This is a genomic window from Allobosea sp. 2KB_26 (assembly GCF_052115715.1).
Taxonomy (GTDB): domain Bacteria; phylum Pseudomonadota; class Alphaproteobacteria; order Rhizobiales; family Beijerinckiaceae; genus Allobosea.
In genome coordinates, this window is sequence record NZ_JBFRHE010000013.1 from 103,420 (window position 1) to 126,948 (window position 23,529).

Here is a 23,529-nt window from a genome sequence, read left to right on the forward strand (position 1 = left end):
GGCGACATCACCCCCTGGGGCGGTCACTGCATTGCGCCATACCGTGCCAGCAAGACAGGATCATGGCGCACGTCCCGCGCCGGTCAACGTTCGGTCGCCCGCCTGTTCGGCGCCGTCCATGACAGCTTTCGGCTGATTGGTGTCGCGGTGCGCTGCTCAGTCGGCAACGCGAACAAGTGTGACCCGGACTTTGATCCCGGGAGCGTCCGGCGACTCGCCCAGCAGGGAAATCGTGCCCTCGATGGCCACTCCTGTAAGGCTGACAGAGACGTCGTCCTTACCAAACACGCTTTCAACAGCCAGAGTCGGGGTATGCCGGGTTACACGGATCTCGGCGCTAAAGGCATCTCGATCCTCTTGATAGCTTCCGACATACAGCATTGCTGAGTTGCCTCCGCGCAGCTTGCCGCCGCAGATCACCACGACGCCGCTGCCGATACCAAGGGTAGTCCCAAACTCCGCTTTATAGGTGCCTTCTTGGACGGCCATGTTTGGTCTCTCCCCAGAATGGGCGATTCCGCCCTCGCTCGCTCACAAGCTCGGAGACAATGATCCGGCGACAGCCGCGCCGTTCAAGGAGATGCTATTCCAGCCGAACCATCCCGACCAGCAGGTGGTCTGCCGAACGTCCTAACCGCCCATAGGTGCCCCCTGACAAACCCTTTAGACACTGTCGCCGCGGGATCCTCGGCAAGCATCTTCAGGTCATGCGGCAGGGCACGTACCTGCCTTCCGTCTCGCGGAGTTGCGAAGGTCGTGGGAGGGTGGAGAGAGGACGCCAGTTTGTCTGGGCGCGATCCTTGGCCGGCGCGATCTCTCGTCCCCTGGGCGCGGACGTCGGCTTCGGACGGACGTAGACCTTGCCAAGTCCGGCACGACCCAGGGATGGTCGACCGTTCACGCGTTCGTCCGGAACCTCATGAAGCGTTGGCCTTCGTAATCCAATTCACCGTCGGCAACGAATCCAAGTCGGGCAAGGCCCTTCACTCGCGACCTGCTCGGCGGCAGCAGGATGCTGACATTGCCGATGCCAAGCGCGGTCCGACGGTCCATGAAGCCACGAAATAGCTCGGCGCCGTGCCCCCCAGAATTGGGGAAGCAGAACGAGGGCGAGGTCAGCGCCATCCGCCTCATTCTGAAAACCACCCCAGCCAGCAAAGCGGTCGTCAATGCGGATGGACCATGGACCATAGCCGTTTTGATGCCACTGGGCGTCCTTGCCCTTGGCCCAGTCGCGGGCAGATGCTTCAGTCCAGCTGCCATCGGCGAGCGGCATGTGACGGATGACATCAGGATGGTTCAGCAGAGCCAGCCAGTCGGAGGTGGGGATGTCGGCAAAGCAGTGGAGGGTGAAGGCCATAGCCTCCTCCCTATCACGATGGCCGGTCGGGGCGTGCACTGACCAGTGGCATGAATCTAACGCTTGGCACCCGCCTACGGACCGTCCTTCCGGCTCGCAGAAGGTCGCCGGGGCCTTGCCCACGATAAGATGTTGCGAAGGTCACGGGAGAGTGGCAAGCGGCCGCTGGTCTCTGTCCGGCAGCGCAATGCAGACAGGCGCACGCCCCGCCCTTAGAAATGAGCAGGAAGCATGGCCTTCCCGGAGAGAGACAATGAACTCAGGCACTCCAAAGGCGGCCGGTGTAGCCGGGAAATCCCGGGCGAACCTGGCTCTTGCCTGGCTCTTCGCCATCTCCCTGGCTGGCATGGCTGTCTGCCCGGCAACCGCGCAGTCGCTCTCCCCAGAAGAGGCGCGCGCCATTGCCAAGGAGGCCACCATCTACGGCTTCCCGCTCGTCGACAATTACCGCATCCAGTATTCCTATTTCGTCGATCGCGGTAACGCCGAATTCAAAGGGCCGTGGAATACGCTCAGCAATACTGCTCGGGTCTACACGCCCGACGACAAGGCGATCCAGTCGCCAAACTCCGATACGCCCTATTCGTTCCTGGGCGCGGATCTGTGGGCGGAGCCTCTGGTACTCACGGTGCCTGCCATCGACAAGGAGCGCTACTACTCGCTCCAGTTCATCGACATGTACACATTCAACTTCGCTTATGCAGGCAGCCGCGCCACTGGCAGCGATGCCGGAAGCTTCCTCCTGGCCGGCCCGAACTGGAAAGGCGAGACACCCGCCGGCATCAAGTCGGTGATCCGGTCTGAAACCGAGTTCGCCTTCGTCATCTACCGGACACAGCTGTTCAATCCCGCCGACATCGACAACGTCAAGCAGATCCAGGCCGGCTACGAGGTCCAGCCGCTGTCGCAATTCCTTCGCCGGCCAGCCCCAGCCGCCGCGCGCCCCGTCGACTTCATCGAGCCGTTGAGCGCCGCCGATGAAAGGACCTCGCCCTCATTCTTCAGCATCCTCAATTTTGTCCTCCAGTTCTGCCCGACACATCCTTCGGAAACGGAGCTCATGGCGCGTTTTGCCAAGCTCAATATCGGCGGTGGCAAATCCTTCGATCTCAAGGCGTTTTCCCCCGAGATTCAAAAGGCGGTCGCCGAGGGCATGGCCGATGGCTGGGCCGCGTTCAAGGAATTCAAGGAGACACAGATCGACACTCGCAAGCGCACCAGTGGCGACAGCCTCGGAACACGCGAATTCCTGAACGGCAGCTATATCGACCGCATGTCCGCAGCCGTGCTCGGCATCTATGGCAACTCGAAGGAAGAGGCGATCTACCCGCTTTACTTCGTCGATAGCGAGAAGAAGCCGGTCAACGGCGCCAACAGATACACGCTTCGCTTTGGCCCGGACCAGCTACCGCCAGTGAACGCCTTCTGGTCGCTCACGGTCTATGAGCTTCCGTCGAGCCTCCTCTCGGCCAATCCACTCAACCGCTACCTGGTCAACTCTGCCATGTTGCCCGACCTGAAGCGCGATGCCGACGGTGGCGTGACGCTCAATGTCCAGCACGACTCGCCAGGCAAGGACAAGGAAGCCAATTGGCTGCCGGCGCCCGCCGGTCCGTTCTTCGCGGCGATGCGCCTCTATTGGCCAAAACACGAAGCGCTCGATGGACAGTGGAAGGCTCCGCCAATGAACAAGAGACAATGAGGGTCACATGCTTCTGCAGGCTGCTGCAGTCATCAACGATCGACCGCAGTCGCTTGCGATCATTCGGGCTCAGAGGGACGACACCACCAGTACGCATCGCGCAGACGCGCACCATGCCGCGCGGACACACAACCCGGCCTCCTTTGTGCCGATCAATCAACCAGGCCGGCTTCGTCCGCCTGCCCTAGCGCCGCGCGCCCTGGAGGACGCTGGCGATCAGCACGCCGACACAGCCCAAAACCAGCAGCAACCCCGTGCTGAAGGCGCTGCCATGAATGGCATGGACGAGGAGCCAGCAGGCCCCGACCACGGCCAGGATCGAAAGCGCAAGCTTCTCGTCATCGACGAACAGGCCGACGAGCTCCCGAAGGATCAGACGCAGCAGGGTCATCGGGCCATCTCCTGAGGCTCAATTTTCTGGGGACGACGGGCGAACGGGACGAGGCTGAGCCCGATGGCCAGGAACATGGCGACGAGGACCAGGATCGCGAGATCATGGCCGGGCCAGGCGACGCCGAGCCCCTCCCCGGTCCAGTAGACGCCGAAGGCCGAGAGCATCACGCCGACGCCGAATTTGAGCGTGTTCTCCGGCACGCGGGAGAGCGGCTTGTGGACGGCAAGCCCGATGACGAGAACAAGCGCGCAGGCCGCAACCGCGCCGAACGCCGCCGGCCAGAGCAGCCCGCGCCCGGCACCGACCGCGATGACGATGAAGACGACCTCGACGCCCTCCAGCACGACCGCCTTGAAGGCGGCAAGACCCGCGATCCAGTTGCGCCGCGTGGCATCAAGGCGCGCGGCCTCGGCAAGACTGGCCGTCTCGCTGGCGAAGGCGCGGTCCTCGTCATGCAGGGCGATGATGCCCGCGGCACGCAGGATCGCCTTGCGCAGCCAGCGCAGGCCGAACAGCAGCAGCAGGACGCCGATGACGAGCTGGAGGCCCTGGAGCGGGACGCGGTCGATCACCGGGCCCAAGGCCAGGACCAGCAGGCCGAGAACGCCGAGCCCTGCCGCCGTCCCCGCCAGGGCCGGTCGCCAGCCCTGCACGGTTGCGACCGCGAGCACGATGGTGAAGGCCTCGACCACCTCGACCAGCGAGGCGAGGAAGGCGGCGGAGATGGCGGGTGCGGCGGTGGCCCATGAGATCATGGCTGTCGCTTTCGTTTCGCAGGCCGCCCAGCAGAACGGGATCTTTCGGCGCGACCGTGGTATGATCGATACGCGATATTCCGTTCAGTATGATTGTAACGACCGTAACATTCAAGAGGATCGAAGAGAGACGATGACGGCGCTGGAATGGTTGCTGCTGACCTACAAGGTCCCCGCCGAGCCCGCACGGAAGCGGATCTCGATCTGGCGCAAGCTCAAGGGCATGGGGGCGCTCTATCTGCAGGGCGGCGTCTGCGTCCTGCCGAAGACGGATGACCATCTGCGGCGCCTCAAGATGCTGGAGAACGAGATCGCCGAGGCCGAGGGCGAAGCGCTGCTGCTGGCCACCGTCGGTCTCGACCAGAAGCAGCAGGACAAGCTCATCGCCCGGTTCAATGCCGATCGCGACGACCAGTACAAGGAGTTCATCGAGAAATGCATCGCCTTCGAAGAGGAGATCGCGGAAGAAACCCGCGTCAGGCATTTCACCTTCGCGGAGCTCGAGGAGAACGAGCAGGAACTGTCCAAGTTCAAGACCTGGATCGCGAGGATCCAGAAGCTCGATTTCTACAAGGCCGATCGCGCCGAAGAGGCCGCTGGCCGGCTGACGCGGTCTGAAGCCATTCTCGACGCTTACGCGCATAATGTCTTCGCGGCGCAGGAGGAGAACATGTCTCCCGAGGCGCCCAAGGGCCAGAACGATTCCAGTCAGACTGCGTAGCGGACTGGTCTAAGAAATGACGTGAAGACAAAGAGATAAAGCATTGCAGAGGATTCGATTTTCATCGGAAATGCTCTCGATCACGCTGCGTTTGGACGTAATTGTCCAAACGCAGAAAACGTGATCGACTCTCATCGTTTAGAGCATGCTGATTGCGAAAAACCGTGCCACTTTTTCGCAACATGCTCTCGCGGAGAAGCATCATGACGGCCGCCCCGCGCCATGCCGGCCCGATCCCGGCTTCAGACTGCCTCTGGAGCGGATGGTACGCTTGGCGGCCGGTCTTTCCGAGCGACGACACCGGGCCGTTCTGGCTCGAACAGGTCTGGCACCGGCGCAACCCCGTCACCGGGCGCTATGAATACCGGACCTTCCGCACCGAGGCGGACAAGCTGCGCGAGATGACCGAGCGGGTATTCTAGCCTTCCGTCCGGCAGGACTAAGCGGCGCAGAAGCGTTTTCCGATTAGGTTGCATCGTCGCCTGCTGCGTCATGCTCCCAAGGAAGCAGCAAAGGACCGCGTTACCCCTCCAGCACCCCGATCATCTCCACCCGCGTCGCATGCCGGCCGCCCTCGAACTCGGCGGCCAGGAACGCATCCACGATATCGAGCGCCAGCCCCTCGCCCACCACGCGCACGCCAATCGACAGCATATTGGCATCGTTGTGCTGGCGGATCATGCGGGCTGAGAATGTGTCGGCGCAGACGCCGCAACGGATGCCCTTGACCTTGTTCGCCGCCATCATGATGCCCTGGCCGGTGCCGCACAGGATGATGCCGAACCGGCTATCGCCGGAGGCGACGAGCCGCGCCGCCGCTTCGCCATGCCTGGGATAGGGCGTGCTCTCCGGCGTCGTCGGCCCGATGTCGACCGCCACCCAGCCCTGCGCCACGACATGAGCGGCGATGGCCTGCCGGAGCTGAATGGCAGCGTGGTCGCTGGAGAGAACGATGCGGTTGCTGGCTGTCATGGAGACGTCGTCCCGTTTCCCGAGGCAATTTTGCGGCTTGGCCGCGTTGGATCAGTTGCTTCCTGTCTGGTCAATTGCCCGGTTTTCGACTGATGGCATAGGCCTCGTCGGACGTCATGCCGCCGACCTGCGATCACAAACCCACGTCACCACCGACACCGTCACCTTCACTCTGGTTTTGGGTTCCAAGGCATCGGCCCGAAAAGTGGATTGCGGTTTTCGGGGCACAGCCGATGCACGCATAAAGGGTTAGATCATCGGACCGGATAGGATTTCCGATCCGATGATCTAACCTTTCTCCTCCACCGTCGCCTGAGCGATCTGTAGCTCCCGGTCTCCGGATTGGGACGCGACGATAGGGCCGAGCGCGACCGCCCCGACGCAGAGCAGCACGGTCAGAGCGATCTTCGCCGTGGCGCGGAGCGTCGCGCCGGTCCGCATCAGCTCGAGCGTCTGCAGGCTGAAGGACGAGAACGTGGTGTAGCCGCCGCAGAGCCGACCATCGCGAAAAGCCGGATATTGTCCGAGACCGGGAAGCGACCGCTCGCCAGGGTCAAGGTGCCGAACAGGCCGATCACGAAGGAGAGGCCTGAGACCTGGCGGGACAGGCAGCTCACGCTCCGCCTTAAGCGACCATTCCATTCTGTTGGCGCTGCCGCGAGAACAGAAGTCGGTTCATCTCAGGAACGAAGCGAACAACCTCGAAGCCCGCCTTCTCCAACACTTTCCGCGAGCCCGCGTTCTCGGGGTGTGCGAAGGCTCGCACCTCGGGTAGCTTCAATTGGTTGTCGGCCATGCGCAACGCCGCCCAGACCAGCTCCGAAGCATATCCGTTTCCCCAAGCGCTAGGGTGGAACCAGTACCCGACTTCGCAGCCCCATCCCGGATCAAACGGATCGTCATACAACCCGCCCCAACCAATCAGTTTGCCGCTCGTCTTTTCGATGACGGTCCAGGGTGCATAACCTTCACGCCGCCGCCTCCATTCATGAACCGCAATCCGACGACGGCAGTCCAATACAGTCTCGTCGACATGGGTGTGCTGCATCGCTCCCTTGTTCCCGAGAAACTCAAATAGCGACGGGGCGTCGGAGAGACGAGAAGGGCGGAGCAGCAATCGCGCGGTTTCCATCTGCAATCGAATCTCCTCAGCTCGCCCCCCAAAATGAAGGAAGAACCACGAGCTTTCCACCCAACGAGGAAGCCTTGCCTCCTGCTGCCCAATAGAAAAGCCCGCCGAAGCGGCAGGCTGCATCTGGACGCACCGCTGGTTAAGCGCGGCAGGAATCATCAGCCTTCGCAGGCGGATACAGGGGAGCCCCATCCCTATCCCCTCCAGCACATCGGCGCGGGGTGACAAGCGGCACAGGCCGGCAGCGCCGTGGCTACGGCGCGACGATCACGCGCCGTCCGACGAGCCGGCCAGCCCTTCGACGCCGCAGAGGTTTCGCAAGGCGCCCAAGAGGAGGAGGCGCAGGCAGCTTCGCGACCGGACCAGCCCGACCATGCGCCGGCATAGCGCGCCGGCGCCTGGCTCAGACACCTGCTCCGCGGCCAGATCTGCCTTGCCGATCAGCCTTCGGATCTGGGGGCGTCCCTGCGCATCACCAGATTGGCTCTTCGCGCCTAATCTCGCGCTTTGGCGAGCTTGGACGGGAGTGCCTCCAGCTCGTTTGCTCCCAACTGCAGCGGCCCCAGCCTGACGACCAGTTTTCCCAGCCGGCCGGTCAGCCTGAAGGGCACCTGGTAGTCGGCGTCTTCCACCGACGTCCGGGTGTCCACCCCGACGTCAAAGGTCTCGTCGATGGTCGTCAGGAAGGGAATGGTATGCGGTATCGTCCTGTTCGCCACCTCGGCGTCGTCGACCTTCAGGACGCCCGTGCCCCCCTTGCCGAAGCCGGGCCCGTCATAGGCGAAGTCGAAGACGATGGTGTGCTTGCCCGGCGAAAGCGCCGTCGGGGCTTCCCAGCGGAAGCGCTCCAACCCCAGGAGGTTGTAGAGGAAGACCGGCTTGCCCTTGAGCAGATACAGGCCGTAGCCGCCGAAGCGTCCGCCCTCGGTCACGATCATCCCTTCGGCGCCTCCCGAGGGGATCTCGAGCTCGGCGCTGATCGAGAACGACTTGCTGAGAAGGCTGGGCGCATTGCTCGGATCGATGCCTGACACCTCGCCGGAATAGGTGAAGACATTCCGGCCGGCGGTCGCGCTCGGCCGCGGCGTCAGGAGGCGACCGAGGATATCGTTGTCGAGCGGGAAGACATTGTATTTCGCCGCCTCGACAAGGAAGAGTTCCTTCATCTCCCGCAGCCTGTCGGGCATCTTCGCTGCCAGATCATTGTTCTGCGAATAGTCCTCGGCGATGTTGTAGAGTTCCCAGTTATAGCCGTTGATCACGTCCGGCATCTTGCCCAGGCCCATCAGCCAGGGCGGCGCCGGCGGGGTCGTCGCAGCAATCCAGCCGTCGTTGTAGATGGCGCGGTTCCCGAACATCTCGAAATACTGCGTCTTGCGGGTCGAGGGCGCGTTGGCGTTCGCCTTGTCCCAGGTATAGGCCATGCTGACGCCTTCGATCGGCCTCTGCGCGATGCCGTTGACCATCACTGGCGCCTGGATGCCCGCGGCCTGGAGAATGGTCGGAACGATATCGATCATATGGTGGAACTGGCTGCGGATCGCGCCGGCATCCTTGATGCGGGCGGGCCAGGCCATCGCCATGCCCTGGCGAGTGCCGCCGAGATGCGACGCAATCTGCTTGGTCCATTTGAACGGCGTGTCGAAGGCCCAGGACCATGCCACCGACATGTGCGGAGTGGTCGTGCTGGAGCCCCAGGCATCGTAGTATTTCAACTGCTCGGCGACCGGCACGTTGATGCCCTGGATCGCGGCCAGGTCGAAGGGCGTGCCGATGGTCGAGCCTTCGGCGCTCGTGCCATTGTCGCCCTCGATATAGATGATGAGCGTGTTGTCGAGCTTGCCCATGTCCTCCACGGCCTTGATCACACGGCCGATCTCGTAGTCGGTATAAGCGACATAGGCGGCGTAGACCTCCGCCTGGCGCGCGAAGAGCTTCTTCTCGTCGGCCGAGAGCGTGTCCCATTTCGGCAGGTCGTCAGGCCAGGGGGTCAGGGCGGTGCTGGCCGGGATCACGCCGAGCCGCTTCTGATTGGCGAAGATCTGGTCGCGCAGGGCGTTCCAGCCCATGTCGAACTTGCCCTTGAACTTGTTGATCCATTCCTGCGTCGGCTGATGCGGCGCGTGGGTGCCGCCGGGCACGTAATGGACGAAGAACGGCTTGTCGGGCGCGGCCGCGTTGAGTTTCCTCATGTGATCGATGGCTTCATCGGCCAGATCGGTCGTGAGGTTGTAGTCGGGCTTGCCGATCCAGGGGAAGACCTGGGTCTGGTTGCGGAAGAGATAGGGCGTCCACTGGTCGGTCTCGCCGCCCATGAAGCCGTAGAAGTACTCAAAACCCATCCCGACGGGCCATTGGTCGAAGGGGCCCGCGACGCTGTACTGGAAGCTCGGCGTATTATGCTCCTTGCCGAACCAGGAGGTGGCATAGCCGTTCAGCTTCAGCATCGCGCCGATCGTGGCGTTCTCGGGCCCGATCACGGAATCGTAGCCGGGATAGCCGGTGGACTGCTCGGTGATCACGCCAAATCCCACGGAATGGTGGTTGCGGCCGGTGATCAGCGCCGCCCGCGTCGGCGAGCAGAGCGCGGTCGAGTGGAATTGCGTGTAGCGCAGCCCGGCATTCGCGACCCGGTCGAGCGCCGGCGTCGGGATGACCCCTCCAAACGTGCCGGACACTCCGTAGCCAGCGTCATCGGTCATGATCAGGAGCACATTCGGCGCATTGGCCGGCGGAACCACAGTCGCTGGCCAGTAGGGCTTGGACTGGGCGGCATCGAGGCCAATCGTACCGCCAAATGCGGATGGCGGCGGGGGCAGATACTTGCCGTCTATGGTTTGGGTCGCACTCGGGGCTCCCGGAGTGCCGGTGATCGTTTGCGCGTAGGCCGCGCCAATGCAAAGGCTCGTTGAAACCAAAAATGAAGTGAAAAGCGGGTGCGAAATCATGGCGTGCCTCATTGGCTTATTCCGAAGTGGGTCGGGCCTCGACGAGGAGGTCCATTTGTCGGAAGCGTGAGCAGCAACGTTCGAGATTTGCAGGCTTGGGTCGTCAGGGGCGTTCTTTGCCCGGAGGGAACGGCGCTAGATAGATTGCAGCCGGCCGCTACAGTAAGCCGATGCCGAGGCGATTGCCATCGATCGTGCGATATCGGCTCACGCGCGGCGAGGGTTTCGCGCCAGGCGAATCTCCGCCAGGAGCGATCACGACGGCCTGGATCTGCCCTGCCCCGGCCCCGCCGAGGCGATGCCTAAGGGAGCCGAGTCCCGCCGGTGGTTAGCGGACACTCCTCAATCTCCGTGCGGCGAAGGGCTCAGAGCAGGAGCGTGCCATCCACGGTCGTGACGCAGGCGCCGCCGACCTGGACCTTGCCGCCGGCATCGACCGCGAGGGTGATGGTGCCGTCGCGCCCGAGACAGCGGCCCTGCGCCGCCTCGTAGCGGGCGCCGCCTGCGGGCAGAAGCCCGCGAGTGGCCCGGAAGACCGCGACGCTGCCATTGCCGCTGCCGCAGACCGGGTCCTCGTTGACCCCGCAGGAGGGCGCGAAGGAGCGGACCTCGATCTCGGGCCCGCTGCCCTCGCGCCGGGCGAAGAGCGTGATGCCGGTCACGCCGAGGCGGCGCTCGAAGGCGGCCGAGCGCGCGAAATCGGGTTTCAGTGCGAGCAGCGCCTCGGCACCGCCAACCTGAGCGACGACCCAGACCGCGCCGACATTGACGATGGCGGGGCTGGCCTCGCGGAGGACGCCGTGGCCGATAATGGCCTCGATCTCGGCGACATCGCCGTCCGACAGAGTCGTGACGGTCGCCGGCGGCAGCGCCAGCGTCAGCCGGCGCTCGGCGCCCTCGCCTTCGACCGTGATCTCGACAAGGCCGACGCCACATTCCTGCACCAGCCTGCCGACGCGCGGGGTGGCGAGCCCGGCCTCGATGATCGCGTGCGCGCTGCCGAGCGTCGGGTGGCCGGCAAAGGGCAATTCGCTTCCCGGCGTGAAGATCCGCAGCCGGTAATCGGCCTCGCTGCGCGTCGGCGGCAGCACGAAGGTGGTCTCCGACAGATTGGTCCAATGCGCGATCGCCTGCATCGCGGCGTCGCTGAGGCCCGCGCTGTCGAGGATGACCGCGACCGGGTTGCCGAGCAGCGGCTTTGCGGAAAACGCATCGACGACCTTATAGGCCCGGGCCATGACATGTCCTCGCATCGAAAGGGCGAGACTGGGATAGCCGATCGGCAAGGAACTGGCGAGGTTAACTGGCGAGGCCGGTGACGGCACCAGAGCCGGGAGCCTGGCCTGACGGAACTCGCCGCGGAGCGTGGCGCGTGCGCCGCCAGATGCGGGGAGCTTGCAGAGCGCATGCTGCAGGAAGGGTTCGGTTGAAGCCGACGGTCACCAGGCCGGCCCCGGGAGATCTGAACGCCGCGGCGCCGCGATGCCGAGGCCAAGGATCAGATCGGGCCACGCCGAGCGCCAGGCGACGTGAGGCTGCGAGACCGCGTGGACGGGACCGGCTTTGGTGCGCGCAGCGAAGGCCAGAGCTTGCCAATCGAGCCGCGTGAAGGCAGTCTCAGCTCGGCAAGACGTTCAGCGGGGGTATGCCGGAGTATTTCCTCGTCGGGCAATAGTACATGGGAAGTCCAAAATCATGATCATCGACGGTGGTAATGCCGATGCCGGCAAGATGGACGAGGTCGCTCTGATCGGGCACCGGGCGGGACTTCTCAACCGCCGGTCGTTTCTGGTCGGCTCGGCCGTCGGTCTCGGCGGCCTCGGGCTAGCCGGGTGCACGACCGACGGCATGAGCCTCGCCGAGGCGGCGAAGATCTACGGGCCGGTGCCCGAAGAGAAATTCCCGATCCCGGCGGTCGACGTCAGCAAGGTCGATCCGAAATATTATCGCCGGACAGTTCGCTACGAGACCAAGGAAGCGCCCGGCACGATCATCGTCGATCCCGGCAATTACTACGTCTACCGCGTCGAGGACGACGGATCGGCCACCCGCTATGGCGCCAATGTGGGCCGCGACGGGTTCCGGTGGAGCGGTGATGCCTATATCGGGCGCAAGGCGGAATGGGCGACCTGGACACCGCCCAAGGAGATGATCAAGCGCCAGCCCGAGGCGGCCAAATACGCCCGCGGCATGCCGGGCGGCCTCGAAAACCCGCTCGGCGCCCGCACGCTTTATCTCTATCAGAATGGCGCCTACACGCTCTACACGATCTACGCCTCGAGCGACCCCGAATCGATCGGGAACGGCATCACAAGCGGCTGCGTCGGCCTACTCAGCCAAGACATGATGCACCTCTATTCACGCACGCCGGTCAAGACGAAGGTGGTCGTCCTGCCGGCTTAAGCAACGGCGCCAGTCCGGGTCCGGGCGCTGCCGGTGCGGGCAGCGCGAGGAACAGGGCTGGTCGCGCGGAACCGCCCGCTGTCAGAGCGGAATCAGCGCGCCGACCTCGCGGTCCGTGGCCCGCTCGCTCGCCGCCAGTCCCGCCGCGACATTGGCCCGATCGGCCGGGCTGCGGTTCTGGCTGAGCTTGCGCTTGCCCTCCAGCCGGGTGATCGGCAGGCGCAGGCCAATGATGCCGCGCAGCTGCGCCTGCACGAAGTCCGGCGGGGCCTCGGACACCGTCCAGGGCCTGGCGCGCGCCCCCTCGTGCAGGTTGGTCAGGCGGGTCACGACGTCGAGCAGGCGGACCGTGTCATCGAAGAACTCGACCGGGCCATAGGCGTGGACCGCGACATAGTTCCAGGTCGGCACGACCTTCCCGGTCTCCTGCTTCGTCTCATACCAGGACGGCGTGACATAGGCGTCCGGGCCCATGAAGATCGCGAGCGCCTCGCCCAGTGCCGCGGCCCGGCCTTGCGGGTTGGCCCTGGCGAGATGGCCATAAAGCACGCCATGCTCGCCCTCGTTCTCCTCGAGATAGAGCGGCAAAGGCGTCGCCAGCACGCCATCGACGGTGCCGGTGACGAGAGTGGCGAGCCTGGAGGCGCGGATCGTCGCCCGCAGGCTGTCCCTGTCATCGTCGCGGAAGGCTGGCGGGGTATACATTGCGGAACTCCTTGTGCTGCCAAGAAAGATGCGCCCAATCTGGCTTTCTGGAAACGGCCAGTTCCAAGGGGTTGATGTGGTCCAGTTCACTGACGGCGTCGCGCGCCGCATCATCGCGGCGATCAAGGAACAGATCCATGCCGGCGCCTACCAGCCTGGCGACCGCCTGCCGTCGACCCGGACCTTTGCGGCCGAATGGGGCGCGTCCCGCACGACGGTGACAGCAGCCTATGGCCAGCTGATCGCCGAGGGTTACCTGATCAGCCGGGCCGGCGCGCGGCCGATCGTGGCCAAGGGGCTTAGTGCGGCGCCGCCAGCGCCAGCGCGGGTCTCCGCGCCGCGGCATCTCTCAGGCTTCGCGCAGCGCCTGCTCGCCCTGCCCCGGCCTATCGCGGCGCAGCCGGCCCTGATTGCGGATTTCCGCTATGGCGATCTCTCCGGCGCCGATTTTCCGGTGCTCGCCTGGCGGCGCGCCCTGAACAGGGTCAGCCTGCGCCGAAGCCTGCGGCTGCGCTATGGCGATCCGCAGGGGTCGTCGGCGCTTCGCTCAAGCCTGCAGGGCTATCTCTGGCGGGCCCGCGGCATCACCTGCTCGCCTGAGCAGATCATCATCGTCAGCGGATCGCAGCAGGGGCTCGATCTCTGCGCCCGGCTGCTGCTCGACCCCGGCGATGCCTTCATGATCGAGAATCCCGGCTATCTGCTCGCCCGCCACGCCTTCGCGGCGGCCGGCGGCGTCGCCCGCCCGATTCCGGTCGATCGCGATGGGCTCGCGACCGATGCCCTGCCCCCGGCGCGCCTCGCCTATGTCACGCCCTCGCACCAGTTTCCGCTCGGCAGCGTGCTCTCGGCGACGCGCCGGCGCGCGTTGCTGGCCTGGGCGGCCGAGACCGGCGCTACGATCATCGAAGACGATTATGACGGCGAGTATCGGCACGACGTCGCCCCGATCCCGCCCTTGCAAACCCTCGATCCGGACTCGGTGATCTATGTCGGGACATTCTCCAAGACGCTCTCGCCGGCGCTTCGCCTCGGCTATCTCGTCGTCCCGCCGTCGCTGATCCCTGCCTTCGCGGAGGCGAAGCGCCTGACCGACCGGCACACGCCGCTGCTGGAGCAGGAGGCGCTGGCCGATCTCCTGAGCGAGGGCGCCTATGAGCGCCACGTCCGGAGCATCCGCAGGACGAATGCCGAGCGACGGGCCGTGCTGCTCCAGGCCCTGGCCGAGGAGCTTGGGCCGGCTGTGACCGTCGAAGGCGCCGATACCGGCCTGCATGTCGTCGCCTGGCTCACGGATGTCGCTGCCGAGCGCGAGCCCGGGATCATCGCCGCCGCACGCGCCGCCGGCGTGGGGCTCCACCCGGTCTCGCCGCTCTATGATCCGGCCGTCCCCCGGCCCCGCCAAGCCGGGTTCATTCTCGGCTATGCCGGCCTCGATACCGGCGCCGTGAAACGCGGTATCGCGCTGCTGGCGAGCGTGCTGGCCGGTCAGCGCTGAGAAGCGGTGCCGGCGGGGTGCACCCGGTCAGCCTTACGAGGCAACAGGCTCAAGCCGGCATGCCCGCTCCGGACCGCGCCCGGCCCGACCTGAAGTCATGTGTCACGCGAATCCCATGACTCAAGCCATTGCCGAGATGAGACTTTTCAAATCTTTCCCGACTCTGCGTCATCGATCAGTCCTGCCAGCCGCAAGGCCTCAGTTCAGTGGTCGTTCCAGTACTGCGTCATGCACCAATAGGTGAAGGCCGAGGTCCAGCCGATCACCACCAGCCCCGACAGACCCTCGACGCCGATGAAGATCCGCAAGGGGCCGAAGGGCAGCGCGTTGCTGCTGCCGAGAGAGGCGTAGGATTCAAAGGAGACATAGAGCGATTGCTGGAATGACACGGGAATGCCGATCCCGAACACCTCTTCATTTACGGCAACGGAGAGCAGCCACAGCAACAGTGCAAATATCAGGATCTGGATGACGTGACTGACCATGCTTCCTGCAACAACGTAGACAATTCTCTGTCTCGGCGCGACGTCAAGATGCGCCACGCTGCCCGATATCAAGCGCAGGAACTCATAATGGACAAGTATACACCCAATGGCGCAGACGGCCGCTGCTAACGGGAACACGTACATAACGATGTCCTGACCTGGCACGCACGCTTGCGATTTGGGTTGTGTTAAGCAAATGCGGCTCCAGCGTGACATCGAGGCGGCCGGCTCAAGTATCGGCCCTGGACGGAGATCGCGGCTTTCGGGAAAGCCGATGCAATCACAAAAACTTAGATCGCCGGGCCCGATACGAAAATTGCGCCCGACGATCCAGGCCCTGAGCCGTTATGCCGCTTCAAGCCCGCAGGAGCATCCCCCTCGGGGCTGGCCCTACATCCCGGGTCCCGAAGCGAGATCGGCGCGCCGCCGCCACTGGAGCCGAAGGCTCGCCACGCCTGCGAGGCCAGCCGTGACGGCAAAGCAAGCCGGCACCCAGAAGGCCGCATTCCGCGTGTCGGCTTCGGCGGCGGCCGAGGCAAAGCCGCTGGCATTCGCGACCACGCCCGCCAGCGCCGCGCCAAGGGCCAGGCCGGTTTGCTGGATGGTCGGCACGGCGGAGGCGGCCGCCGCCTCGTCGCCCGGCCTTGCGCCGCTCATGATCGTCGGCCCGACAAAGGGCCAGGCCTGGCCGATGCCGATCCCGAGCAGGACGATGGCCGGGACCAGCGCCAAGGTCGGCGCCGGGCTTTGCAGGAGCATGGCGAGCGCGATCAGGCCGCCTGCCATCAGAACCGGACCGGCGAGCAGCAAACGCCTGGGCCAGGGGCCCGTCAGGCCGGAGACCAGGACGGAGGCGGCCGTCCAGGCCAGGGACCCGCTCGCGACCATGAACCCGGATTCAAGCGGATCAAGGCCCCGAAGCCTCTGCAGGAAGATGGGCATGTAGATGTGCAGCGGGCTGAAGGCGATGCAGAGCAGCAAAGCGAGCCAGAGACCGATGCCAGTCTGCGTGCTGACCGAAAACGCATCGCTCGGCAGCAGGCGCACCGGTGCTTTGCGGTCGAGCCGCAGCATCAGCGCCAGGGCTGCGACCGCGGCAAGGATGAGGCCCGCCTTGGCACCGACCGCCTGCACGAGCGAGGCACAGGACAGCGCCGCGATGGCGAGGCAGATCAGGCCGATGCGCCCGGCCGGAATGCGCGCCCCGGCGGAGCGCTCCACGGGGCGGTTTGCCGGCAGCACGAGCGCGGCTGCGACCGCCAGGATGGCCGAGATCAGCACCGTCACGACAAGCGCGCCGCGCCAATGTCCGGCGCGTGCGAACAAGCCGCCGACCAGCGGCCCGAGGAAGACGGAGATCGTCCAGCTCGTCGCCATCAGCGCGATGACCCGCGGCCAGAGCTTCGACGGGAAAACCGCGCGGACAGCCGTATAGGCCGCGCCGACCTCGAGACCGCCGCCGAGGCCCTGAACCAGACGCCCGGCGACGATCCAGCCCATGCTCGCAGCGAAGGTGCAGATCAGCGCTCCGAGGCCGAAGATCACCACCCCGACGCACAAGGTATCCCGGACGCCGTAGCGGGCCGTCAGCAGGCCTGCCCCGCTCGCCGCCACGATCGAGGAGCCGACATAGGCGCTCGCGGGCAAGCTCAGCATGGCGGCGCCGCCGAGTTCATCGGCGATCGAAGGCAGGACCGTCGTCAGCAGCAGCGCATTCATCGACTGGAGCAGCACGCCGCTCGTCAGGATCGCCAGCGTCGGCAGCCAGGTCCATTTCAGAAGGTCCCGCCATTCGGTGGACGATGTGCCCTGCTCCATGTCCGTTCGTCCCCGCCTGCGGCACACGATGCCTTGCGCGGATGCGCAGGGCGTTCTAATTTAGAAAGCAATCGCTATCTAAATTGAGAGCCATGAGTCAAGGCAACGACAGTCAAAGCGACGCCAGTCCGGGCAAGGGCAGTCCCGGCAAGGACGGCCAAGGCGACGAGCGCAGCCGGGAGCGGATGCTGTTCCACCTGAAGACGCGCGGCGCGCAGATGGCGGCGGCGATCGCGGCGCGGCTCGACATGACGCCGGCCGGCGCAAGGCAGCATCTGCTCAAGCTCGAAACGGACGGCCTGGTGACGAGCCATGACCGGCAGGAAGGGCGCGGCAGGCCGAAGAAATACTGGGAGCTCTCGCCGCGCGGGCATGACCGGTTCCCCGACCGTCATTCCGACCTGACGCTCGACCTGCTGCATTCCATCCGCGATCTCTTTGGCGAGCCCGGGCTGCAGCGGCTGATCGCGCACCGCGAACAGGCCAGCCTCTCCGCCTATCGCACGCATATCGGTGAGGGCGGCTCGCTTCGGCGCAGGCTCGCCGCGCTGGCGGAAATCCGCAGCCGCGAGGGCTATATGGCGGGGATCATCGAGGAAGAGCCCGGCCGTTTTCTCCTGGTCGAGAACCATTGCCCGATCTGCGCGGCCGCGACCGCCTGCCAGGGCCTGTGCCGATCGGAGCTGGCGATCTTCCGCGCCGTTCTGGGAACAGATGTCCATGTCGAGCGCGTCGAGCATATCCCGGCGGGCGCGCGCCGCTGCGCCTATCGGGTCCGTCTAGCCGAGCGCGGCGCATAGCGGTTACGCTAGCTGCGTCCCGCGTATCGGTAGCGCGCCCTGCCCTGCGAGCCGGCGCGAGCCGATGGGCCACCTCTCAATCGGCGACCAGGAACGCATTGCGGACGGCAAAAAGTTCGCTCGTGAAATCCGCGACGAGCCGTGAATTCGCGCCGTCGGGCGGGCGCAGGAGCAGCGCCCGGAAATGGACCGATGGCTCGAACGGGCGCACAGCGATGCCGCCGATCATGCGATCGGCGATGACGAAGGGATTGACCAGGCCGATGCCGAGCCCTTGCGCGGCGAGAATGGCGATGGTCACGCCATAGGGCGTCTCGACCAGGATGCGCGGGTGCACGCCGTGCTCGGCGAAGATGCGGTCCATCGCCAGGCGGACCGTGTCCTCCGGCGCCAGCGCCAGAAAGGGCTCGCCATCGAGATCGGCCGGCGTGATCACCGAACGCTGCGCCAGGCGGTGGTGCTCCGGCATCACGCAGACCGCCCGGGGCGTCGTGAAGACGCTGTGCAGCACGCCGCTGGTGTCGATCTCGTCGGCAGCAAGCCCGATGTCGAAACTGCCGGAGGCGATCAGGTCGCGCACGACATTGGAGGTGCGGACCTGGTAGCTGACGCGCACCTGAGGATGCTTGCGCGAGAAGGCGGCGATGGCGCGGGGCACCAGGCCATGGCCGAGGGCCGAGAGGCTGGCGACGCGAATGGCCCCGGCCCCGACCTCCTTGATCTGGGCAGCGCGCAGCTTGAGCCGGTCGAGCCCGACCAGATTGGCCCTGACCTCGGCATGAAAGAGCTGGCCCTCGCGCGTCGGCACGAGCCGGCCGCGAATGCGGTCGAACAGGCTGAAGCCGAGCTCGGCCTCGAGCTTCGCCAGCGAGCGGCTGATGGCGGGCTGCGACGTGTCGAGCAGGGTCGCCGCCGCGCCGGCCCCGCCGCTGATCATGATCGCGTTGAAGACGTCGATGTCGCGCAGGTTCATGGCCAGCCCATATCAAAATCGGATCAACTCTATCGCTGCGGCCATAGATGGCAATGGGCGGCCTCGCTAGGGTCCTGCTCATGAAACCAAGCGACGACACCTCCCATATCCATCCGCCGGGCCGCTCGCAGGAGCCCTTCCAGGCGGTCGCCATGCCGATCGAGCGCGCCTCGACCATCGTCTTCGACGATCTCGAAGCCTTCGAGCGCCGGGCCGAGCGGGTCTATGACGGCTTCAGCTACGGGCTCTACGGCACGCCGACGAGCCGCCAGCTCGAGGACCATATCGCCCAGCTCGAAGGCGGGCGGCGCGCGCTCGTCGTCCCCTCCGGCATGGCGGCCCTGACGCTGGCGACGATGGCGGTCTGCCGCAGCGGCGACCGGGTCCTGGTGCCGGAGACGCTCTACAGTCCGGCCCGCGACATGATCACCCGCCTGCTCGGGCCGCTCGGTGTCGAGGCGGTGTCCTATGCGCCGCGGCTCGATGCCGGCATCGCAGCCCTGCTCGATGCACGGACGCGCCTGGTCTGGGTCGAGTCTCCGGGCTCCGCTACCTTCGAAGTACAGGACGTGCCGGCGATCGTCGCTGCGGCGCGCAAGGTCGGGGCGCTGGTCGCCGCCGACAACACCTGGGCCTCGCATCTGCTGTTCAAGCCGCTCGCGCATGGCGTCGATATCAGCATGCAGGCGCTCTCGAAACATGCCGGCGGCCATGGCGATCTGCTGATGGGCTCGCTCGCGGTGCGCGACGAGGCGCTGTTTCGCCAGCTCAAGGACACCGCGCGCTTCCTCGGCTACGGCGTCTCGCCCGAAGATTGCGCCTTGTGCGAGCGCGGGCTGATGACGATGCCGATCAGGATGCGCCACGCGGCGGCGACGGCGCAGGGCGTGATGGCGTGGCTGTCGGCCCGCAGCGAGGTCGTCAGGATCCTGCATCCGGGCCTGCCGGACCATCCCGGCCATGGCCTCTGGAAGCGCGACTTCGCCGGCTCGGCCGCCGTGTTCTCTTTCGTGCTCCGAGCCGATCTCGCCCCATTGCAGGCCCAGGTGCTGCGCCGCATGCGCCTGCTGCGGCTCGGTGCGAGCTGGGGCGGCGTGCATTCGCTGATCGCCGTCAGCGACCCGCGAAAAGGCAGGACGAGCCTGGACTGGCTGCCACCAGGGCCGGTCTGGCGCCTCTCGATCGGTCTCGAGGCGCAAGACGATCTCATCGCCGATCTTGCAGCAGCCTTCGCGCTTTTCTCCGCTGCGGGAGAGCCCGAGGCAGCCCAGGCCAGTGGCCGGGTTGCGGAATAACCGAGTACCCATTTCACAACAAAAGAACGGAGGGGACGATGACAGGATTGAAGGCATTTGTCGGGGCGGCCTGCGCCATGGCCGGCCTGGCGGCGGGCCTGGGCGAAGCGTCCGCGCAAAGCGTCGTGAACAAGATCAAGCAGCGCGGCTATCTCAGCTGCGGCGCGAGCCAGGGCGTGCCGGGGCTCTCCCGCCCGGACGAGAAAGGCTATTATCGCGGCTTCGACTCCGATATCTGCCGCACCTTCGCGGCCGCCATTCTCGGCGACAAGGACAAGATCCGCTACGTGCCGCTCAATGCTGGCCAGCGCTTCCCTGCACTGCAGACCGGCGAGATCGACGTGCTCTCGCGCACCTCGACCATCACCTATAGCCGCGACACGGTCGTCCGCTTCGTCTGGATCAATCTCTACGACACGGACGGGCTGCTCGTGCGCAAGGCCGACAAGATCACCGATCCCAAGCAGCTCGACGGCAAGACCGTCTGCCTGCAGGGCGGCGGCAGCCTGACCGAGAAGGCGATCGAGGAGACCGAGGAAGAAAACAAGATCACGATGCGGAAGGTCTATTTCGACTCGACGATCCAGGCGCGCGAAGCCTTCTTCGGCGGGCGCTGCGACTCCTATGTCACCGACGGCACGGCCGCGGCAGGGCAGCGCGCCTCGGTCGCGAAGAACCCGGACGATTACGACATCATCCGGGTCGGCCATGCCGCGGAGCCCAACGGCGTCGCCGTGGCGCGCGGCGACGACCAGCTCTTCGACGTCGTGCGCTGGACGATCAATGCCCTGCTCTGGGCCGAGCTCCACGGCATCACGGCTGGAAATGTCGACGAAAAGCTGAAGCTCGGGAATTCGGAGGTCAAGCGCGTGCTCGGCCAGGAGCCGGGCTTCGGCAAGCCGCTCGGGCTCGACGACAAATGGGTCTATACCGTCATCAAGCAGATGGGGAACTATGCCGAGATCTGGGACAATAATCTCGGCAAGAACAGCCCCCTCAAGGTCGAGCGCGGCATGAATGCGCTCTGGAAGGATGGCGGACTGAACTATCCCTTCCCCTGGGACTAGAGCATCGGGCCGAAAAGCGGCCGGGGGGAGCGCGACGAGCGCTTCCCCTCTTCTTTGACCGTCTTGTTTCACCGGTCCTGGGACCGGGAGGGTGGCATGCTCAGCGACGCCAGAACCAGATCGATCTTCATTCAATGCGCGTTGGTCGCGTCCGTGATCGGATGCGCGAGCCTTCTCGTCAGCACGACCTTCGCCAATCTGCAGGCCCGCGGCATCCCGATCGGCTTCGACTTCCTGACGATGCCGTCCCGGATCGTCATCTCCGAGGCGCTGCTCTCCTACAAGTCGCGCGACCCCTATTACTGGTCGATCGTCGTTGGCCTGGTGAATACGATCTTCATTTCCGCACTGGTCATCGCCTTCTCGTCGGTGCTCGGGTTGATCGTCGGCGTGACCCGGCTGAGCAGTAATCCGCTGGCGGCCGGCACCTGCCGGGTCTGGGTCGAGATCGCGCGCAATTCGCCGCCGATCGTGCTGCTGATCTTCCTGTACTCGCTGTGGTGGAAGGTGCTGCCGCCGGTCGGCGAGGCGCTCAATCCGGTTCCAGGCGTCTTTGCCTCGATGCGCGGCTTCGTCGTCCCGGCGCTCAGCTTCGAACTGGACAGCGCCGGCGCCGGCCTGATCCTGCTCGCGCTAGCGCTCACCGCAGCGGCCTGGATCGCCGGTCCGGCCCGCAGGCTCCGCTCCGGGCTGACATGGAGCGCGGCCGGCGTGCTGCTGCTCGGGCTCTGGCTGGCCGATATCGAGACCTCAGTGGGTTGGCCGGTCTTCACCGGCTCGAATTTCCGCGGCGGGCTGGAGCTGACGCCGGAGCTCAGCACGATCCTGTTCGGGCTGACGCTCTACACCACCGGCTTCATCGCCGAGATCGTGCGCGGCGGCGTCCTCTCCGTCGGTCCGGGCCAATGGGATGCCGGCCGCTCGCTCGGGCTCTCCAGGCCCAAAATCCTGCGCCTGATCGTGGTCCCGCAAATGCTGCGCGTGATCGTTCCGCCGATGAACAGCCAATACATCAATGTCGTCAAGAATTCGACGCTTGCGATCGCGGTCGGATATCCGGATTTCCTTGCGGTGATGAACACGATCATCAGCAAATCCAGCCACTCGATCGAAGGCGTCTTCATCATCCTGGGCGTCTATCTCGCCCTCAACCTGAGCCTGTCGAGCGCGGCCAATTGGTACAACCGCCGCATCGCGATCGTGGAACGTTGAACCGTGAAAAGCCTTTCACTCCCGCTCCCCCGCGAGACCGCGCCGCCCCAGGCCTGGTTTGCCGCGCTCCTCGCCTCCTCCCGCCGGTGGGCCAGGCTTCTGTTCGGCTCGCCCCTGAACGTCGCGCTCACCCTGATCTTCGGCACCCTGCTGGTCCTCGTGGTGCCGCCGATGCTGCGCTGGCTGGTGCTCGACGCCGTGCTGCTCAACCCCGACCCGAATGCCTGCCGGCTGGCGAGCGGCGCCTGCTGGAGCTTCATCCATGCCAAGTCGGGGCAATTGCTGTTCGGCATCTATCCGTTCGACGAGCGCTGGCGGCCGGCCCTGGTCTGCCTGATCATCCCGGCGCTGCTCGCCTGGTCGGTGCGGCCGGCGAGCTGGACGCCGCGGCTGGTGCTGCTCTGGATCGCGGCTCTTGCGCTGATCGTCTGGCTGATGGGCGGCGGCCTCGGGCTCAGCACGGTGCCGACTTCGTCCTGGGGCGGCCTGCCGGTGACCCTGATCCTGACCGTCGTCGCGATCGGGATCGCCTTCCCGCTCGGCATCCTGCTGGCGCTGGCGCGGCGCTCGACCATGCCGGCCGTCAGGATCGGGGCGGTGGTCGCGATCGAATCCGTGCGCGGGCTGCCGCTGCTCTCGATCCTGTTCGTCGCCTCGATCATGCTGCCGCTCTTCCTGCCGGAGGCGCTGCTGCCCGACAAATTCGTGCGCGCGCTGGTGGCTCTCACGGTCTTTGCCGCGGCTTATCTCGCGGAAGTCATTCGCGGCGGCCTGCAGGCCATTCCCAAGGGACAATATGAGGCCGCGGCCGCGCTTGGCCTGCCGTTCTGGCGCACCCAGTATCTCGTCATCCTGCCGCAGGCGATCAGGGTGGTGATCCCCGCCCTGGCGAACACCGTCATCGTCATGATCAAGAACACCAGCCTGGTGCTCGTGGTCGGCCTGTTCGACCTGATCAGCTCCGGCAAGGCGGCGCTCGCCGATCCGGCCTGGCCCTCGCCCGCCGCCGAGACCTTCCTGTTCATCGGCGCGATCTTCTTCGCCCTGTCCTTTTCATTCGCCCGCTTCGCCGATTTTCTCGAGCGCCGCGGCCCCACCGCTCACTAGGAGCCACCATGACGGCATCCCCGGCGAAAGCCGCCCTGACCACGGACACGGCCGTGGAGATGATCGGGGTCAATAAGTGGTATGGCGAGTTCCATGTGCTGCGCGACATCAACCTGAAAGTCGCCCGCGGCGAGAAGCTGGTGATCTGCGGGCCGTCCGGCTCGGGCAAGTCGACGATGATC

General features: G+C 65.5%; 23 protein-coding genes and 1 pseudogene. 11 read left to right on the forward strand and 13 right to left on the reverse strand.

All coding sequences use genetic code 11. The annotated features are described in order from the left end of the window. Nucleotides 1-156 precede the first annotated feature (156 nt). Complete coding sequence (locus AB4099_RS27070; RefSeq protein WP_441480325.1) at nucleotides 157-489, reverse strand: hypothetical protein; 333 nt, start codon at nucleotides 487-489, stop codon at nucleotides 157-159. Nucleotides 490-946: 457 nt separating this feature from the next. Then, nucleotides 947-1,360 carry a GNAT family N-acetyltransferase gene (locus AB4099_RS27075; RefSeq protein ID WP_441480326.1) on the reverse strand — a complete coding sequence of 138 codons (414 nt, stop codon included), beginning with the start codon at nucleotides 1,358-1,360 and terminating at the stop codon, nucleotides 947-949. Nucleotides 1,361-1,706: 346 nt separating this feature from the next. On the opposite strand from AB4099_RS27075, the gene AB4099_RS27080 reads away from it, so the two are divergent. Continuing rightward, nucleotides 1,707-3,062 carry a DUF1254 domain-containing protein gene (locus AB4099_RS27080; RefSeq protein ID WP_441480348.1) on the forward strand — a complete coding sequence of 452 codons (1,356 nt, stop codon included), beginning with the start codon at nucleotides 1,707-1,709 and terminating at the stop codon, nucleotides 3,060-3,062. Between the two features lie 184 nt (nucleotides 3,063-3,246). Here the strand turns inward: AB4099_RS27080 and AB4099_RS27085 are convergent, their stop codons facing one another. Both AB4099_RS27085 and AB4099_RS27090 read right to left on the reverse strand, forming a co-directional pair. After that, nucleotides 3,247-3,453 carry a hypothetical protein gene (locus AB4099_RS27085; RefSeq protein ID WP_441480327.1) on the reverse strand — a complete coding sequence of 69 codons (207 nt, stop codon included), beginning with the start codon at nucleotides 3,451-3,453 and terminating at the stop codon, nucleotides 3,247-3,249. Next, nucleotides 3,450-4,211, reverse strand: a complete 762-nt coding sequence (locus AB4099_RS27090; protein ID WP_441480328.1) for a COG4280 domain-containing protein — start codon at nucleotides 4,209-4,211, stop codon at nucleotides 3,450-3,452. Before AB4099_RS27090 ends, AB4099_RS27085 begins: the two co-directional genes overlap by 4 nt. Nucleotides 4,212-4,344: 133 nt before the next feature. Here AB4099_RS27090 and AB4099_RS27095 point away from each other — a divergent pair, with 133 nt between their 5' ends. After that, nucleotides 4,345-4,932: a Chromate resistance protein ChrB gene (locus tag AB4099_RS27095; RefSeq protein ID WP_441480329.1), complete on the forward strand. Its 588-nt coding sequence runs from the start codon at nucleotides 4,345-4,347 to the stop codon at nucleotides 4,930-4,932. A gap of 203 nt (nucleotides 4,933-5,135) precedes the next feature. After that, the gene (locus AB4099_RS27100; protein ID WP_441480330.1) at nucleotides 5,136-5,354 is read left to right on the forward strand and encodes a hypothetical protein; all 219 of its coding nucleotides are present in this window, start codon (nucleotides 5,136-5,138) and stop codon (nucleotides 5,352-5,354) included. 100 nt (nucleotides 5,355-5,454) lie between these two features. On the opposite strand, the gene rpiB is transcribed toward AB4099_RS27100, so the two are convergent. The 5 genes and pseudogenes from rpiB to AB4099_RS27125 all read right to left on the reverse strand — a co-directional run bounded on the left by rpiB (nucleotide 5,455) and on the right by AB4099_RS27125 (nucleotide 11,222). Then, on the reverse strand, nucleotides 5,455-5,904 hold the full coding sequence (rpiB, locus tag AB4099_RS27105) for a ribose 5-phosphate isomerase B (protein WP_441480331.1): 450 nt from the start codon (nucleotides 5,902-5,904) through the stop codon (nucleotides 5,455-5,457). A gap of 288 nt (nucleotides 5,905-6,192) precedes the next feature. Continuing rightward, nucleotides 6,193-6,488 (reverse strand): annotated as a pseudogene (locus AB4099_RS27110) (CrcB family protein); the annotation flags it as partial. 41 nt (nucleotides 6,489-6,529) lie between these two features. After that, nucleotides 6,530-7,195 (reverse strand): GNAT family N-acetyltransferase, encoded by a 666-nt coding sequence (locus AB4099_RS27115; protein WP_441480332.1) that lies wholly within the window; start codon nucleotides 7,193-7,195, stop codon nucleotides 6,530-6,532. Between the two features lie 335 nt (nucleotides 7,196-7,530). Beyond that, the gene (locus AB4099_RS27120; RefSeq protein WP_441480333.1) at nucleotides 7,531-9,984 is read right to left on the reverse strand and encodes an arylsulfatase; all 2,454 of its coding nucleotides are present in this window, start codon (nucleotides 9,982-9,984) and stop codon (nucleotides 7,531-7,533) included. A 365-nt stretch (nucleotides 9,985-10,349) separates the two neighbouring features. Then, nucleotides 10,350-11,222, reverse strand: coding sequence for a PhzF family phenazine biosynthesis protein (locus AB4099_RS27125; RefSeq protein ID WP_441480334.1), 873 nt, complete (start codon nucleotides 11,220-11,222; stop codon nucleotides 10,350-10,352). 457 nt (nucleotides 11,223-11,679) lie between these two features. On the opposite strand from AB4099_RS27125, the gene AB4099_RS27130 reads away from it, so the two are divergent. Then, complete coding sequence (locus tag AB4099_RS27130; RefSeq protein ID WP_113514303.1) at nucleotides 11,680-12,387, forward strand: L,D-transpeptidase; 708 nt, start codon at nucleotides 11,680-11,682, stop codon at nucleotides 12,385-12,387. Nucleotides 12,388-12,468: 81 nt separating this feature from the next. On the opposite strand, the gene AB4099_RS27135 is transcribed toward AB4099_RS27130, so the two are convergent. Then, a complete protein-coding gene (locus AB4099_RS27135; protein ID WP_441480335.1) occupies nucleotides 12,469-13,092 on the reverse strand; it encodes an FMN-binding negative transcriptional regulator in 624 nt (207 codons plus the stop codon). 76 nt (nucleotides 13,093-13,168) lie between these two features. Between AB4099_RS27135 and pdxR the strand changes: the two genes are divergently transcribed. Then, nucleotides 13,169-14,590, forward strand: a complete 1,422-nt coding sequence (pdxR, locus tag AB4099_RS27140) for a MocR-like pyridoxine biosynthesis transcription factor PdxR (protein WP_441480336.1) — start codon at nucleotides 13,169-13,171, stop codon at nucleotides 14,588-14,590. Between the two features lie 203 nt (nucleotides 14,591-14,793). Here the strand turns inward: pdxR and AB4099_RS27145 are convergent, their stop codons facing one another. Together AB4099_RS27145 and AB4099_RS27150 are read right to left on the reverse strand one after the other, a co-directional pair. After that, entirely contained in the window at nucleotides 14,794-15,075 is a 282-nt protein-coding gene (locus AB4099_RS27145; protein ID WP_441480337.1) for a hypothetical protein, read from the reverse strand. Nucleotides 15,076-15,465: 390 nt separating this feature from the next. Beyond that, entirely contained in the window at nucleotides 15,466-16,893 is a 1,428-nt protein-coding gene (locus AB4099_RS27150) for an MFS transporter (protein ID WP_441480338.1), read from the reverse strand. 92 nt (nucleotides 16,894-16,985) lie between these two features. Here AB4099_RS27150 and AB4099_RS27155 point away from each other — a divergent pair, with 92 nt between their 5' ends. Beyond that, nucleotides 16,986-17,693 (forward strand): helix-turn-helix transcriptional regulator, encoded by a 708-nt coding sequence (locus AB4099_RS27155; protein ID WP_441480339.1) that lies wholly within the window; start codon nucleotides 16,986-16,988, stop codon nucleotides 17,691-17,693. Nucleotides 17,694-17,769: 76 nt separating this feature from the next. Here AB4099_RS27155 and AB4099_RS27160 read toward each other — a convergent pair whose 3' ends face one another. Beyond that, nucleotides 17,770-18,666 (reverse strand): LysR substrate-binding domain-containing protein, encoded by an 897-nt coding sequence (locus AB4099_RS27160; protein ID WP_441480340.1) that lies wholly within the window; start codon nucleotides 18,664-18,666, stop codon nucleotides 17,770-17,772. 80 nt (nucleotides 18,667-18,746) lie between these two features. Here AB4099_RS27160 and AB4099_RS27165 point away from each other — a divergent pair, with 80 nt between their 5' ends. The 5 genes from AB4099_RS27165 to AB4099_RS27185 form a co-directional block, all read left to right on the forward strand. After that, nucleotides 18,747-19,961 carry a trans-sulfuration enzyme family protein gene (locus AB4099_RS27165; RefSeq protein ID WP_441480341.1) on the forward strand — a complete coding sequence of 405 codons (1,215 nt, stop codon included), beginning with the start codon at nucleotides 18,747-18,749 and terminating at the stop codon, nucleotides 19,959-19,961. Between the two features lie 38 nt (nucleotides 19,962-19,999). Beyond that, nucleotides 20,000-21,028 (forward strand): transporter substrate-binding domain-containing protein, encoded by a 1,029-nt coding sequence (locus AB4099_RS27170; protein WP_441480342.1) that lies wholly within the window; start codon nucleotides 20,000-20,002, stop codon nucleotides 21,026-21,028. Between the two features lie 96 nt (nucleotides 21,029-21,124). Next, the gene (locus tag AB4099_RS27175) at nucleotides 21,125-22,240 is read left to right on the forward strand and encodes an amino acid ABC transporter permease (RefSeq protein WP_441480343.1); all 1,116 of its coding nucleotides are present in this window, start codon (nucleotides 21,125-21,127) and stop codon (nucleotides 22,238-22,240) included. Between the two features lie 3 nt (nucleotides 22,241-22,243). Beyond that, a complete protein-coding gene (locus AB4099_RS27180; RefSeq protein WP_441480344.1) occupies nucleotides 22,244-23,347 on the forward strand; it encodes an amino acid ABC transporter permease in 1,104 nt (367 codons plus the stop codon). A gap of 8 nt (nucleotides 23,348-23,355) precedes the next feature. Beyond that, nucleotides 23,356-23,529, forward strand: a 174-nt coding sequence (locus AB4099_RS27185) for an ATP-binding cassette domain-containing protein (protein WP_441480349.1), incomplete at its 3' end; no start/stop codon positions are given.